The organism is Clostridium tunisiense TJ (assembly GCF_000300195.1).
Taxonomy (GTDB): domain Bacteria; phylum Bacillota; class Clostridia; order Clostridiales; family Clostridiaceae; genus Clostridium_J; species Clostridium_J tunisiense.
The window spans coordinates 1-14,987 of sequence record NZ_AMQH01000027.1 but is presented as its reverse complement, the minus strand read 5'-3'; the positions used below and the strand labels follow the sequence as shown (position 1 = coordinate 14,987).

The following is a 14,987-nucleotide window of genomic DNA, read 5'->3' as shown; positions in this document are numbered from 1 at the left end:
TGCCATTTTTCAATTCCTCCTTGATAAAGAAATTATTTATTATTTATTATTTATTAAAATTTAGGATACTATTTTTTTATAATTTGTTCTTGAACACTCTTAGGTACTTCTTCATAAGCAGCAAACTCCATGCTTGATACTCCTCTACCTTGTGTTGCAGATCTTAATACAGTTGTATATCCGAACATTTCTGATAGTGGTACCATTGCTCTTATAACTTGAGCTCCAGCTTGTGGGTCCATACCTTCTATTCTTCCTCTTCTTGAGTTTACGTGTCCCATAACATCTCCCATATATTCTTCTGGAACTGTTATTTCAACTTTCATTATTGGCTCAAGAAGTACTGGATCTGCTTTTGCCATAGCATTCTTGAATGCCATAGATCCTGCAATTTTGAAGGCCATTTCTGATGAGTCAACATCATGGTATGATCCATCAACAAGTCTAACTTTAAAGTTAAGAACTGGGAACCCAGCAAGTATACCTGCTTGAGATGCTTCTTGAATTCCATTATCTATTGGCGCAACATATTCCTTTGGAACTGTTCCTCCAACAACAGCGTTTACGAATTCATATGGTCCTTGATGAGGTATTAATTCGATAACTGCATGACCGTACTGTCCACGTCCACCTGATTGTCTAACAAACTTACCTTCAGCTTTAACCGCTTTTCTGATAGTTTCTTTGTAAGATACTTGTGGCTTACCAACGTTACACTCAACTTTGAATTCTCTTTGTAATCTATCTACAATGATTTCTAAGTGAAGCTCACCCATACCAGCTATAATTGTTTGACCTGTATCTTGGTTTGTATAAGTTTTAAATGTTGGATCTTCCTCCGCAAGTTTTGCAAGAGCTACCCCCATTTTTTCTTGACTAGCTTTTGACTTAGGCTCAATAGCTACTTCTATAACTGGTTCTGGGAACTCCATGCTTTCAAGAACAACTGCATTGTCCTCATCACATAAAGTATCTCCTGTTGTTGTCATTTTTAAACCTATAACTGCACCTAAATCTCCAGCACGAAGCTCTTGAACCTCTTCTCTGCTGTTAGCATGCATTTTAACAAGTCTTCCAATTCTCTCTTTTTTACCTTTATTAGCATTTAGTACATAAGTACCACTTTCCATTACTCCAGAGTAAACTCTAGCAAATGCTAACTTTCCTACGAATGGGTCAGTTGCAATTTTAAATGCTAAGGCAGCTAGTGGTTCTTCATCACTTGTATGTCTTTCTATTTCTTCTCCATTGTCAGCGTCCACACCTTTAATTGCTGGAATGTCAACTGGTGATGGCATGTATTCAATAACAGCATCAATCATCATTTGAACACCTTTGTTTTTGTAAGATGATCCGCAGATTACTGGAACTATTTCATTATTGATTACACCTTTTCTTAATGCAGCTTTTAATTCTTCTATTGAAATTTCTTCTCCATCAAGATACTTCATCATTAACTCTTCATCTAACTCTGCTATTGCTTCAATCATAGAAGCTCTGTATTCTTCAGTTAGATCCTTCATTTCTTCTGGAACATCAACGATTTCAAATACTTTTCCTTCTTCATCTTTATAAATCTCAGCCTTATTTTCAAGTAAGTCTACGATTCCAATGAAGCTCTCTTCTTTACCTATTGGTAATTGTATTGGCACTGCATTTGCTTTTAATCTATCTCTCATCATGCCTACTACTCTAAAGAAGTCAGCACCCATGATATCCATTTTATTAACATATGCCATTCTTGGAACTTGGTATTTGTCCGCTTGTCTCCATACTGTTTCAGATTGAGGTTCAACCCCACCTTTAGCACAGAATACAGACACAGCTCCATCAAGAACTCTTAAAGATCTTTCAACCTCAACTGTGAAATCTACGTGTCCTGGTGTATCTATAATGTTGATTACGTGATCTTTCCAGAAACATGTTGTAGCAGCAGAAGTAATTGTTATACCTCTTTCTTGCTCTTGAACCATCCAGTCCATTGTAGCGCCGCCTTCATGAACTTCTCCAATTTTGTGAGTTCTACCTGTGTAGAATAATATACGCTCAGTAGTTGTTGTTTTTCCAGCATCTATATGAGCCATTATTCCGATATTACGAAACTTTTCTAAAGCGTATTGTCTTGCCACCTTTTGTTCCTCCTCTCAATGAGTAATTTAAATTCGAGAAAACTGTTTTGGCAGAAGCCAAAACAGTTTTTATATTAATATCTGTAATGAGCAAAAGCCTTGTTAGCTTCAGCCATTTTATGCATATCTTCTCTCTTTTTAACAGCTACTCCAGTATTGTTTGATGCATCGATTAACTCATTAGCTAATCTTTCTCTCATATACTTTTCGCCTCTTTTTTCACAAGCAAATAATATCCATCTGATACCAACAGTCTGTCTTCTTTCAGGTCTAACTTCGATAGGTACTTGGTAAGTTGCTCCACCAATTCTTCTAGCTTTAACCTCTAATAATGGCATTATGTTGTTCATTGCTGTTTCAAATACTTCTAATGCATCTTTACCAGTCTTTTCTGCAATGATTTCAAAAGCATCGTAGCATATTTTTTGAGCTACTCCTTTTTTACCATCTTCCATTATGTTGTTTATTAACTTTGTAACAACTTTAGAATTGTACATTGGGTCTGGTAATACATCTCTCTTTGCTATAAATCCTTTTCTTGGCACTTTTCTTCCCTCCTTAACATTTTAAATTAAATCACAGGTACTCGATATTTCTACCGCAAAGCGCTCTGCTCCAACAACTATGTATTAATGTATATATATAAATGCCGAAGGCATAGCACTCTTAATTATGACCTATTTTTTCTTTGGTCTCTTAGCACCGTACTTAGATCTTGATTGTAGTCTGTTAGCTACTCCAGCTGAGTCTAAAGCTCCTCTTACAATGTGGTATCTAACCCCTGGAAGGTCTTTAACTCTTCCACCTCTTATTAAAACAACACTGTGTTCTTGTAAGTTGTGGCCTTCACCTGGGATGTAAGCAGAAACTTCAAATCCGTTTGTAAGTCTAACTCTTGCAATTTTTCTTAACGCTGAGTTTGGCTTCTTAGGAGTTGTTGTTTTAACTACTGTACATACACCTCTTTTTTGTGGGCACTCTTTAAGTGCAGGTGCAGTTGATTTAGAAGTAACAGATTTTCTTCCTTTTCTTACTAATTGGCTAATAGTTGGCATTTTTTCACCTCCTCATAATATTTCATAGATTAAAGTTATATCTTTACTACGATATAAAGTAGTACTACTTTATATCGTAGTAGATATCTTTATATAAAATTACTTGCTAGCTTAAATAAACTAAAGTATGAGTGCAGTTGCCGCTGAAACATCTATAGCACATAAAGTGCCTAGCTCTTTCATTGTCTCAACATATACAATCTGCAGGGAGTTAGTTTTTGCTAACTCAATTATAGGCTCTACCAGTTTTAAGTCAGCATCTTCTGCAACATACAACTTCTTACCTTGTTTGCTTTTTAAGGCTTTTGTTGTTTGTTTGATACCTATAACTTTTTCACCTGAAAGTCTGCCTATCATATTCTTTCCCCCTCATAAGTGAAATTTCAAAGGCACTTTTAATTAAATAAAAGGTTTTTAAAATAACACACAAGCTGTATTTTATCACTTTAAATGAACCCTGTCAATATAATATATATTAAGCTTGAAGTTCATCCGTTAAATTATTATTATTTTCTTCTTCCTTCTCAGTTGATATCTTAATGGTTCTATAACGAGTCATACCAGTACCAGCTGGAATAAGCTTACCAATAATTACATTTTCCTTTAATCCTAGAAGTGGATCAATCTTACCCTTAATAGCTGCATCTGTAAGAACTCTTGTTGTTTCTTGGAATGAAGCAGCTGATAGGAATGAATCAGTTGCAAGAGCTGCTTTAGTTATACCTAAAAGAGAAATCTTTCCTTCTGCTGGTATACCACCTTGTGCTAACACTCTTTCATTTTCATCTTCAAAGTCAAAAATATCAATCATAGTTCCTGGAAGTAACTCACTATCCCCTGACTCTTCAACCTTAACTTTTCTTGTCATTTGTCTAACTACAACCTCAAGATGTTTATCGTTGATATCAACCCCTTGAAGTCTATAAACTTTTTGAACCTCTGATAGAAGATAATTTTTAACTCCATTAACACCTTTAATTCTTATAATATCATGAGGGTTAACAGATCCTTCAGTAATCTCATCTCCAGCACCTATAACATCACCATTTAAAACTTTTATTCTCGATCCGAATGGAATATCATAACTAAACTCTTCACCAAAGTCATTTGTAACAATTACCACTCTTTTCTTTTTAGTTTCCTCAATTCTTACTGTACCTGCTCCATCACTTACTATTGCAAGTCCTTTTGGCTTTCTAGCTTCAAATAACTCCTCAACCCTTGGAAGACCTTGAGTTATATCTGCTCCAGCAACTCCACCAGTGTGGAAAGTTCTCATTGTAAGCTGAGTTCCTGGTTCTCCTATAGATTGTGCTGCGATTATTCCTACTGCTTCTCCTATATTTATTTTCTGAGAAGTAGCCATGTTCATTCCATAACATTTAGCACAAACACCTATTTTAGATTTACAAGTAAATACAGATCTAATCTTAACCTTCTTAACTCCTACTTTTTCTACAGTTTCAGCCATTTTTATATCCATATATGTGTCTCTTGGCACTAAAACCTCTCCAGTAGTAGGATGGATTATATCTTCTGCACTATATCTTCCTGTTAATCTTTCTGTTAGTGGTTCAATAACTTCGCTTCCTTCTTTAATTTCAGATACTTCAAATCCTTCTGTAGCTCCGCAATCTTCACTTCTAACAATTACATCCTGGCTTACATCAACAAGTCTTCTTGTTAAGTAACCTGAGTCAGCTGTTTTTAACGCTGTATCAGCGTTACCTTTTCTCGCTCCGTGAGTAGATATAAAATACTCTAAAACGTCTAGTCCTTCTCTGAAGGAAGCTCTGATTGGAAGTTCTATGATCTTACCTGATGGGTTAGCCATAAGTCCTCTCATACCAGCTAGCTGTTTAATCTGACTCTTAGAACCTCTGGCCCCTGAGTCCGCCATCATGTTTATTGGATTAAATTTATCCAAACTACCCATAAGTGCATTAGCTATATCTTCAGTTGTTTTAGTCCATTTATCAATTACTCTTTCATATCTTTCATCTTCGGATATGAATCCTCTTCTATACATCTTTTCAATCTTGTCAACGGTAGCATCTGCTTCTGCAAGTAACTCTTTCTTTTCTGGAGGTACTTCCATATCTGCTATAGCAACTGTGATTGCACCTATAGATGAGAAATGATATCCTTTTGCTTTAATATTATCAAGCATTTTAGATGTTTCAGTTGCACCATATCTTAGATAACATTTATCTATTATATTACCAAGGTTTTTCTTACTTACTAAGAAATCAATTTCAAGTTTAAACTCATTCTCTGGATTGCTTCTATCAATAAACCCTAAATCCTGCGGAATTGACTCATTAAAAATAAGTTTACCAGGAGTTGTTTCAATAATTCCAGTAACAAGCTTACCCTCTTTAACTTTAGACATTTTAACCTTTATCTTAGCATGAATATCTATATCTTTCACACTATAAGCCATAAGTACTTCATCTGGAGAAGAGAACATTCTTCCTTCACCCTTAGCACCGTCTTTATCTAAAGTTAAGTAATATGATCCTAAAACCATATCCTGTGTTGGTACACATACTGGTTTTCCATCAGATGGTTTCATGATGTTATGCGCTGCAAGCATTAAGAATCTTGCTTCTGCTTGAGCCTCCACTGATAATGGTACGTGTACAGCCATCTGGTCTCCATCAAAGTCAGCATTGTAAGCTGTACAAACTAGTGGATGTAGTTTTATAGCTCTTCCTTCTACTAATATAGGTTGGAATGCTTGAATTCCAAGCCTATGTAGAGTAGGAGCACGGTTTAATAGTACTGGATGATCTTGAATTACTTCTTCTAAAACATCCCATACTTGAGCTTGCACTCTCTCAACCATCCTCTTTGCACTCTTAATATTATGTGCAACTCCACTTTCCACAAGCTTTTTCATTACAAAAGGTTTGAATAATTCAAGTGCCATTTCCTTTGGAAGTCCACATTGATACATTTTTAGTTCAGGTCCAACAACTATAACTGAACGTCCTGAGTAGTCAACACGCTTTCCAAGTAGGTTTTGTCTAAATCTTCCTTGCTTTCCTTTTAGCATATCTGAAAGAGACTTAAGCGGTCTATTTCCTGGACCAGTTACTGGTCTTCCTCTTCTGCCGTTATCAATGAGTGCATCTACTGCTTCTTGAAGCATTCTCTTTTCATTTCTTACAATAATATCAGGCGCTCCAAGATCCAATAATTTTTTCAATCTGTTATTTCTATTTATAACTCTTCTATAAAGATCATTTAAATCAGATGTTGCAAATCTACCTCCATCTAATTGAACCATAGGTCTTAAATCTGGTGGTATTACCGGAATTACATCTATAATCATCCATTCAGGTTTATTACTTGATTTCCTGAATGATTCAACTACATCAAGTCTTCTTATAGATCTAATTCTCTTTTGACCTGTACTTGTTTTTAAGTCTTCTTTTAGTTCTGTTGCTAATGAATCTAAGTCTATATCTTGTAATAATACTTTTACAGACTCAGCACCCATTCCAGCTACAAATCCATCATATCCAAACTTATCAACTGCTTCTCTATAGTCCTTTTCTGTTAAGATCTGTTTTTTATCCAGCCCAGTATCTTTAGGATCTAAAACTACATAAGAGGCAAAATAAAGTACTTTCTCCAAAGATCTTGGAGACATATCAAGGATTAATCCCATACGTGATGGAATTCCTTTGAAGTACCAAATGTGTGATACTGGAGCAGCTAATTCTATATGCCCCATTCTTTCACGTCTAACTTTGGCTTTTGTCACCTCAACACCACATCTGTCACATACAATTCCTTTGTATCTAACTCTCTTATATTTTCCACAGTGACATTCCCAATCTTTTTGAGGTCCAAATATTCTTTCACAGAAAAGACCATCTCTTTCAGGCTTTAAAGTCCTATAGTTTATTGTTTCTGGTTTTTTTACTTCTCCTTTAGACCATTCCCTGATCTGCTCTGGAGATGCTAATCCTATTTGTATTGCATCAAAATTATTTATTTCAACCAAGGGTAATCCTCCCTTCATTTTTAGTTTTCATCATTGAAATCATCTAAAACTAATTCTTCCTCAAAATCATCTAATGGTAAACTTGCATAGTCTATATCTAGGTCTTCTTCTTCTTCAGCTGCTTCTACCTCTTCTAGAGGTTCAAGTTCTTCCACCTCTACTACAGGCGGAATCACATCTTCTTTGCCTTCAATATTTACCTCTAAATCTTCCAATTCTTCATATACAGAATCTCTAAGCTTAATCTCTCCTAATGTTTCGTCTAATAACTTAACATCTAAGCATAATGCTTGTAGCTCTTTTATAAGAACCTTAAATGATTCTGGTATACCTGGTTGAGGTATGTTATCACCTTTAACTATAGCCTCATAAGTTTTAACTCTTCCTACAACGTCATCTGACTTAACAGTTAAAATCTCTTGTAGTGTGTGAGCTGAACCGTATGCCTCAAGCGCCCACACCTCCATCTCTCCAAATCTTTGGCCTCCAAATTGTGCTTTACCACCTAAAGGCTGCTGAGTAACTAGAGAGTATGGTCCAGTAGATCTAGCATGAATCTTATCATCAACCAAGTGGTGAAGTTTTAAGATGTACATGTATCCAACTGTTACTCTATTGTCAAAAGGTTCTCCTGTTCTACCATCATATAAAACAGTTTTACCATCTCTTGAGTATCCTGCCTTTTCTAAACATGCCTCAATTTCAACATCAAGCGCTCCATCAAATACTGGAGTAGCAATGTGCCAACCAAGTTCACTGGCTGCCCAACCTAAATGCACCTCTAGTACCTGACCTATATTCATACGAGAAGGAACTCCAAGCGGATTTAAACAAATATGAAGTGGTCTTCCATCTGGTAAGAACGGCATATCTTCCTCAGGTAACACTCTAGAAATAACCCCTTTATTACCATGTCTTCCAGCCATCTTATCTCCAACTGAAATCTTTCTCTTTTGAGCTATATAACATCTTACTAGTTGATTTACTCCTGGTGGAAGCTCATCTGCATTTTCTTTTGTAAACACTTTTACGTCTACAATTATACCCGCTTCTCCATGAGGTACTCTTAACGAAGTATCTCTTACTTCTCTTGCTTTTTCTCCGAATATAGCTCTTAATAGTCTCTCTTCAGCTGTAAGCTCTGTTTCACCTTTTGGAGTTACTTTTCCTACTAGAATGTCACCAGATCTTACTTCTGCTCCAATTCTTATAATTCCACGTTCATCAATATCCTTAAGGGCATCTTCACCTACGTTAGGAATATCTCTAGTTATTTCCTCTGGTCCTAGTTTAGTATCTCTTGCCTCTGCTTCATATTCTTCTATATGAACAGATGTAAATATATCATCTTTAACTAATTCCTCTGAAATAAGCATAGCATCCTCATAGTTATAACCTTCCCAAGTTATAAATCCTATTCTGATGTTTTTACCTAATGCAATTTCTCCTAAATCCGTTGATGGACCATCTGCTAAAACTGTATCCTTTTCAACTTTTTCACCTTTATCAACTATTGGTCTTTGGTTGATACAAGTTCCTTGGTTAGATCTCTTAAATTTTAATAACTTGTAAGTATCTATTCCACCATCTTCATCTCTTTTAACTCTAATTTCATTAGCACTTACATAAGTAACAGTACCAGCACTTTTAGCCTTAGGAAGTACCCCTGAATCTACAGCCGCTTTGTACTCTATTCCAGTTCCTACTACCGGCGCCTGAGCTTTAAGTAGTGGCACTGCCTGACGTTGCATGTTTGATCCCATCAGTGCACGTGATGCGTCGTCATTTTCAAGGAAAGGAATCATTGCTGTTGCTACAGAAACTATTTGTCTTGGAGAGATATCTATTAAATCAACATCTTCATGTGGTACTACAACAACTTCTTCTCTTACTCTAACAGTTACCTTTTTATCAACAAAGGATCCATCTTCATTTAATGGTTCGCTTGCCTGAGCAACTAGATAGTTATCTTCTTCATCCGCTGTCATATACACTATTTTATCTATAGCCTTACCTGTCTTCTTATCTACAACTCTATAAGGAGTTTCTATAAAACCATATTCATTAACCTTAGCATAAGTAGCTAAAGAGTTAATAAGACCTATGTTTGGACCCTCAGGTGTTTCTATCGGACACATTCTACCGTAATGAGAGTAGTGAACGTCTCTTACTTCGAAACCAGCTCTTTCTCTTGAAAGACCTCCTGGTCCAAGAGCTGATAATCTTCTCTTATGTGTTAATTCCGAAAGAGGATTTGTTTGATCCATAAATTGTGAAAGCTGAGAACTTCCAAAGAATTCTTTTATAGCAGCTACTACCGGTCTTATGTTTATTAGAGCTTGTGGAGTAATGACTTCTTGATCTTGAATTGTCATTCTTTCCTTAACTACTCTTTCCATTCTTGAAAGACCTATTCTGAATTGATTTTGTAGTAACTCTCCTACAGATCTTAATCTTCTATTTCCTAAATGGTCGATATCATCAATGTTTCCTATACCATAAGTTAATCCTATTTCATAACTTATAGTGGCATAGATATCATCTTTAACAATATGTTTAGGTATTAGTTTATTAATATTAAGTTTAATTTGCTCTTTTATTGTCTCTTCGTCACTATAAGCATCTAAAATCTCTTTTAGTGTTGGATAATGAACATATTCTCTTATATTTAAATCCGATACATCAAACCCAACTTGTTTACTTATATTAACAAAGTTATTCCCTATTACTCTTATAACTCTATCATCCACTTGAATATCAACTGAATTAATTCCTAAGTCTTGAATCTCAACAGCTGTTTCTCTATCAATTTTTTGACCCTTTTCAACTATGATTTCACCAGTAGCTGGATTCACAATGTTTTCCGCTGCTATTTGATTTGCAATTCTTAAATGAACTGAAAGTTTTTTATTAAACTTATATCTTCCAACTCTTGACAAATCATATCTTTTAGCATCAAAGAATAAAGAGTCAATCAGTGAAATAGCACTATCCACAGTTGGTGGTTCGCCTGGTCTTAATCTCTTATATATTTCTAATAGAGCATCATTTTTTTCTTTAGTATTATCTTTTTCTATGGTAGCTTTTAGTCTTTCTTCTTCACCAAAGAAGTCTAATATTTCTATATCGCTACCATTATTCATCATAACTCTTGCTAATACAGTTATTGGCAATTTTCTTGTCTTATCTATTCTTACATAAATAACATCGTTAGAATCTGTTTCATATTCTAACCAAGCACCTCTGTTAGGGATAACAGTAGATGAAAAAAGTTTTTTTCCTGTTTTGTCTACTGTATAATTGTAATATGAACCTGGTGATCTAACTAGCTGGCTTACTATTACCCTCTCAGCTCCATTTATTACAAATGTACCCTGTTCGGTCATTAATGGGAAATCTCCCATAAACACCTCTTGTTCCTTAATTTCTCCAGTTTCATTATTACGCAATCTAACCTTAACTTTTAATGGTGCTGCATAAGTAGTATCTCTTTCTTTACATTGCTCTACAGAATACTTTATATTATCCATATCAAGTTTGTATCCTACAAACTCTAAAGATAAATTACCTGTATAGTCCTGAATTGGATTAATATCCTCAAATACTTCTTGCAGACCTTCAGCTAAAAACCAATTGTAGGAATCTAATTGAACCTCAATTAAATTAGGCATCTCAGCTGTTTCTTTTACTTTAGAAAAACTCATTCTTGTTCTTTTACCAACTTTTACAGGATGTACCATTAATTTTTCACCCCTTGTATAAACTAAAATAACCCAAAAACCCACTATCCCCTAGGACCTTGTGTTTTCGGAATCACACATATTCATCATGCAATTATGCCCAACTTCTAGAGTAATATTCACTTTCCACCATTACAACATATAAAATTGTAATATTGTTGTATATTTTCTAAAAACTTGCGCCTATTGCATAATTCTATATTTGTTTGCATTAAAATATGTTATCATTATATTCTTTAATTGTCAACACTTAATAAAAAACATTATAAAAATGGAGCACTTTAAATAAAGTGCTCCATAATTTAAATTATTATTTTATTTCTATTACAGCACCAACTTCTTCAAGTTTAGCTTTCATATTTTCAGCGTCTTCTTTGCTTACGCCTTCTTTTAATGTTTTAGGAGCTCCATCAACTATATCTTTAGCTTCTTTTAATCCTAAACCAGTTAATTCTCTAACTACTTTTATAACTTTTATTTTTTGTGCTCCAGCGTTTGCTAAAACTAAATCAAATTCAGTTTTTTCTTCTGCTGGTGCAGCAGCTGCTGCTCCTGCAACTGCAACTGGTGCAGCTGCGCTTACTCCGAATTCCTCTTCGCAAGCTTTAACTAATTCATTTAAATCTAAAACGCTCATTTCTTTTATAGCTTGAATAATTTCTTCTCTTGTCATTTTAAAAAGCACCTCCGAATTTTCTTTTAATCTACTATTATCTTATTGATTTTGTATTACATAACTGATTAAGTATAAAATCTTATATCTTTATCTATTACGTATGGCTAACACTACTTTATGTACTGAATTTATCAATACTACTCAGTAACTTCACCTTGTTTTTTCTCAGCTATAGCATTTAATAAGTATGCTAAGTTTGAAAGTGGAGCTTTGAAGCTTCCAAGAAGTTTTGCGATAAGCACATCTCTTGGTGGGATTGCTGCAAGTTCATTAACTTGTGCAGTATCATATACAACACCTTGAACATATCCTGCTTTTAATTCTAACTTCTTATTTGTTTTAGCAAAATCAGCTAACACTCTAGCTGGAGCTGTTGGATCTTCATATCCAAATGCTATAGAAACTGGTCCTTGAAGATGATTTTCTAAACCTTCAATTCCTATTTCTTTAGCTGCTAATGTAACTAATGAGTTCTTATAAACTCTATATTCAACACCAGCTTCTCTTAGTCTTTTTCTTAATTCTGTATCTTGTTCAACAGTTAGTCCTTGATACTCACTAAGAATAATACCTTGAGCTTTTTCCATTTTCTCTCTTATTTCAGCAACTTTTGCTTCTTTTAATATTCTGTTTTTGCTTTGCACTGTGTGTCCACCTCCTCACAGTTTTCACTGTTTTTTAAAAAAATTAAGGTCTCTCCGCAAACACGAAGAGACCAATAAATTCTCATTTATTAGAATCCTCGGCAGGTATCATGTTACGCATTTAAGCACCTACTGTCTACGGAATAATAATCTATTCAACTTTTAGAATTCTAACACATTTTATGCAATAAGTCAATACTAATCAAGAACTTTTACTGGGTTAATTTTAACTCCAGGTCCCATAGTTGATGCTACAGTAACAGATTTAATGTATTGTCCTTTTGCAGCAGCTGGTTTAGCTTTAACTACAGCTTCCATTAAAGTGTGGAAGTTTTCCATTAACTTTTCTGTTCCGAAAGATTTTTTACCTACTCCAACGTGTACAATAGCAGTTTTATCTACTCTGTACTCAACTTTACCAGCTTTAATATCTGCTAAAGCTCTAGTAACATCAAATGTAACTGTTCCTGATTTTGGGTTTGGCATTAAACCTTTTGGTCCTAATACTCTTCCTAGTCTTCCTACTACACCCATCATATCTGGAGTAGCTACAACTACATCAAAATCAAACCAGTTTTCTTTTTGAATCTTATCAACTAATTCTTCTGCTCCAACGTAATCAGCTCCAGCAGCTTGTGCTTCTTTAGCTTTATCACCTTTAGCAAAAACTAACACTCTAACTGTTTTACCAGTTCCATTTGGAAGCACTACTGCTCCTCTTACTTGTTGATCTGCATGTCTTGGGTCAACTCCAAGTCTTACGTGAACTTCTATAGTTTCATCAAATTTAGCTTTTGATGTTTTAATTGCAAGTTCCATAGCTTCTGATGGTGTATATAGAGCACTTCTATCTACAAGTTTAGCACTCTCTATGTAATTCTTTCCCATTTTGCCCATTTTGCTATCCTCCTTTGTGGTAATAACGGCATTGCCTCCCACCGAATTAATTAAGATTACTCTTCAACTACTATACCCATGCTTCTAGCTGTTCCAGCTATCATGCTCATAGCCGCTTCTACAGATGCAGCATTTAAATCTGGCATCTTTAACTCAGCTATTTCTCTAACTTTAGCCATTGATACAGTAGCAACTTTTGTTCTGTTAGGAACTCCAGATCCACTCTCAATTCCAGCTGCTTTCTTTAATAGAACTGCTGCTGGTGGAGTTTTTAGTATGAAACTAAATGATCTATCTTGGTATACTGTGATTACAACTGGTATAATCATACCTGCTTGATCAGCAGTTTTTGCATTAAACTCCTTACAGAATCCCATAATATTTACACCGTGTTGACCAAGTGCAGGTCCAACTGGTGGTGCTGGAGTTGCTTTTCCTGCAGGAAGTTGAAGTTTTATCATTCCTGTTATTTTCTTAGCCATGAGTTTACACCTCCTATAATGTGGTAATACGGGCTTTTTAGCCCTCCCACTTACTAAGACTACATCTTATAGATTTCATCTTATTAAGTTTTAATCTAATTTTTCTATTTGATTAAAATCAAGTTCAACAGGAGTTTCCCTGCCAAACATATTAACTAAACCTTTAATTTTGTGCTTTTCAGCATTAATTTCTGTAATAAGCACTTCAAAGTTTTCAAATGGACCAGATGTAACTTTAACATGCTCTCCAACTTCATAATCTACAGATATGTATGTTTCCACAATACCCATATTTTTAACTTCATCTTCAGTTAGAGGAACAGGCTTTGATCCAGGTCCTACGAATCCAGTAACTCCTCTAGTATTTCTTACGATATACCAAGAGTCATCTGTCATTACCATTTTTACCATTACATATCCAGGAAATACTTTTTTATAAGTAATTTTCTTTTTACCATCTTTTATTTCCACTTGTTCTTCCATAGGAACCTGAATATCATGAACAAATTCTTCTAGGTTTCTATTTTCAATGGCTTTTTCAAGATTAGCTTTTACTTTATTTTCATATCCTGAGTATGTGTGAACTACATACCATTTAGCTTTTCCTGTCATAAGCTTTAGGGGTTAAAGATTCAATCCCCTTACCTCCTTTTAAAATTATTTAAAAATCAAATCAAAGAGGTTCTTAAAACCAGTATCTAACAAACCTACAAGAATTGCATAAAGAACACAAAAACTAATAACAGCATTTGCAGCTTTTTTTAGCTCTTCTTTTGAAGGCCATGTTACTCTTTTGAACTCTGCTTTTAAGTCGATAAAAAACTGCACTAAACCAGCGCGTTTCTGCTTTTCTTTTGCTTTAACATCAACTTTTTCAGCCATCTTTTTTCACATCCCCAAAATATTTGAAGTTCAAACGAACTATTTTGTTTCTTTATGAAGTGTATGTTTGTGGCAGAATTTACAATATTTCTGCATTTCAATTCTGTCTGGATCATTCTTCTTATTCTTCATAGTATTGTAGTTTCTTTGTTTACACTCAGTACATGCTAAAGTTATTTTAACTCTCACAATCTACACCTCCTAGTTGGTACCTTGTTTATAAAAGTTACATATCTATCAATTCTATTTCTAAATCAATCGTCGCAATTTTTGCTACCTAAACAATTTATCATAAGTTAATAGTTATGTCAATAAATTCATTGATGGACTTTTATGGTAAATACGTTACCATAAAACTTTTATTTTCACTTTTTAAAAGGACCAGGTGTAGAAACCTAGTCCTATACTTAGTTTTCTATTTACTATTTAACTATAGAAGTAACAACTCCTGATCCTACAGTTCTTCC

Annotated in this window: 13 protein-coding genes and 1 other annotated feature; all 13 genes read right to left on the bottom strand. The window is 34.7% G+C overall.

Annotation, left to right across the window (positions count from 1 at the left end; translation table 11 throughout):
• Positions 1 to 68: 68 nt before the first annotated feature.
• The gene (gene fusA / locus C661_RS0120600) at positions 69 to 2,129 is read right to left on the bottom strand and encodes an elongation factor G (protein WP_017417215.1); all 2,061 of its coding nucleotides are present in this window, start codon (positions 2,127 to 2,129) and stop codon (positions 69 to 71) included.
• Between the two features lie 74 nt (positions 2,130 to 2,203).
• Positions 2,204 to 2,674 carry a 30S ribosomal protein S7 gene (gene rpsG, locus C661_RS0120595; RefSeq protein WP_017417214.1) on the bottom strand — a complete coding sequence of 157 codons (471 nt, stop codon included), beginning with the start codon at positions 2,672 to 2,674 and terminating at the stop codon, positions 2,204 to 2,206.
• Positions 2,675 to 2,806: 132 nt separating this feature from the next.
• Complete coding sequence (rpsL, locus tag C661_RS0120590) at positions 2,807 to 3,184, bottom strand: 30S ribosomal protein S12 (RefSeq protein WP_017417213.1); 378 nt, start codon at positions 3,182 to 3,184, stop codon at positions 2,807 to 2,809.
• A gap of 120 nt (positions 3,185 to 3,304) precedes the next feature.
• Positions 3,305 to 3,541: a ribosomal L7Ae/L30e/S12e/Gadd45 family protein gene (locus C661_RS0120585; RefSeq protein ID WP_017417212.1), complete on the bottom strand. Its 237-nt coding sequence runs from the start codon at positions 3,539 to 3,541 to the stop codon at positions 3,305 to 3,307.
• A 118-nt stretch (positions 3,542 to 3,659) separates the two neighbouring features.
• Complete coding sequence (gene rpoC / locus C661_RS0120580) at positions 3,660 to 7,199, bottom strand: DNA-directed RNA polymerase subunit beta' (RefSeq protein WP_017417211.1); 3,540 nt, start codon at positions 7,197 to 7,199, stop codon at positions 3,660 to 3,662.
• Between the two features lie 20 nt (positions 7,200 to 7,219).
• Positions 7,220 to 10,939, bottom strand: a complete 3,720-nt coding sequence (gene rpoB, locus C661_RS0120575) for a DNA-directed RNA polymerase subunit beta (RefSeq protein WP_017417210.1) — start codon at positions 10,937 to 10,939, stop codon at positions 7,220 to 7,222.
• Positions 10,940 to 11,249: 310 nt separating this feature from the next.
• On the bottom strand, positions 11,250 to 11,612 hold the full coding sequence (gene rplL / locus C661_RS0120570) for a 50S ribosomal protein L7/L12 (RefSeq protein WP_017417209.1): 363 nt from the start codon (positions 11,610 to 11,612) through the stop codon (positions 11,250 to 11,252).
• A gap of 140 nt (positions 11,613 to 11,752) precedes the next feature.
• On the bottom strand, positions 11,753 to 12,259 hold the full coding sequence (rplJ, locus tag C661_RS0120565) for a 50S ribosomal protein L10 (RefSeq protein WP_017417208.1): 507 nt from the start codon (positions 12,257 to 12,259) through the stop codon (positions 11,753 to 11,755).
• Between the two features lie 32 nt (positions 12,260 to 12,291).
• Positions 12,292 to 12,419 (bottom strand) — a sequence feature (ribosomal protein L10 leader region).
• 38 nt (positions 12,420 to 12,457) lie between these two features.
• Positions 12,458 to 13,147 carry a 50S ribosomal protein L1 gene (rplA, locus tag C661_RS0120560; RefSeq protein WP_050551852.1) on the bottom strand — a complete coding sequence of 230 codons (690 nt, stop codon included), beginning with the start codon at positions 13,145 to 13,147 and terminating at the stop codon, positions 12,458 to 12,460.
• Between the two features lie 65 nt (positions 13,148 to 13,212).
• The gene (rplK, locus tag C661_RS0120555) at positions 13,213 to 13,638 is read right to left on the bottom strand and encodes a 50S ribosomal protein L11 (protein WP_017417206.1); all 426 of its coding nucleotides are present in this window, start codon (positions 13,636 to 13,638) and stop codon (positions 13,213 to 13,215) included.
• A gap of 90 nt (positions 13,639 to 13,728) precedes the next feature.
• Complete coding sequence (nusG, locus tag C661_RS0120550; RefSeq protein WP_017417205.1) at positions 13,729 to 14,250, bottom strand: transcription termination/antitermination protein NusG; 522 nt, start codon at positions 14,248 to 14,250, stop codon at positions 13,729 to 13,731.
• A 45-nt stretch (positions 14,251 to 14,295) separates the two neighbouring features.
• Complete coding sequence (gene secE, locus C661_RS0120545; RefSeq protein ID WP_017417204.1) at positions 14,296 to 14,520, bottom strand: preprotein translocase subunit SecE; 225 nt, start codon at positions 14,518 to 14,520, stop codon at positions 14,296 to 14,298.
• 39 nt (positions 14,521 to 14,559) lie between these two features.
• Positions 14,560 to 14,709 (bottom strand): 50S ribosomal protein L33, encoded by a 150-nt coding sequence (gene rpmG / locus C661_RS0120540; RefSeq protein ID WP_017417203.1) that lies wholly within the window; start codon positions 14,707 to 14,709, stop codon positions 14,560 to 14,562.
• Positions 14,710 to 14,987 lie beyond the last annotated feature (278 nt).

What these genes read in the sequence shown, in the direction of transcription:
- secE (WP_017417204.1), bottom strand. Translation starts at nt 14,520, where the DNA reads ATGGCTGAAAAAGTTGATGTTAAAGCAAAAGAAAAGCAGAAACGCGCT.
- rplA (WP_050551852.1), bottom strand. Translation starts at nt 13,147, where the DNA reads ATGGGAAAGAATTACATAGAGAGTGCTAAACTTGTAGATAGAAGTGCT.
- C661_RS0120585 (WP_017417212.1), bottom strand. Translation starts at nt 3,541, where the DNA reads ATGATAGGCAGACTTTCAGGTGAAAAAGTTATAGGTATCAAACAAACA.
- nusG (WP_017417205.1), bottom strand. Translation starts at nt 14,250, where the DNA reads ATGACAGGAAAAGCTAAATGGTATGTAGTTCACACATACTCAGGATAT.
- rplK (WP_017417206.1), bottom strand. Translation starts at nt 13,638, where the DNA reads ATGGCTAAGAAAATAACAGGAATGATAAAACTTCAACTTCCTGCAGGA.
- rplL (WP_017417209.1), bottom strand. Translation starts at nt 11,612, where the DNA reads ATGACAAGAGAAGAAATTATTCAAGCTATAAAAGAAATGAGCGTTTTA.
- rpoB (WP_017417210.1), bottom strand. Translation starts at nt 10,939, where the DNA reads ATGGTACATCCTGTAAAAGTTGGTAAAAGAACAAGAATGAGTTTTTCT.
- rpsL (WP_017417213.1), bottom strand. Translation starts at nt 3,184, where the DNA reads ATGCCAACTATTAGCCAATTAGTAAGAAAAGGAAGAAAATCTGTTACT.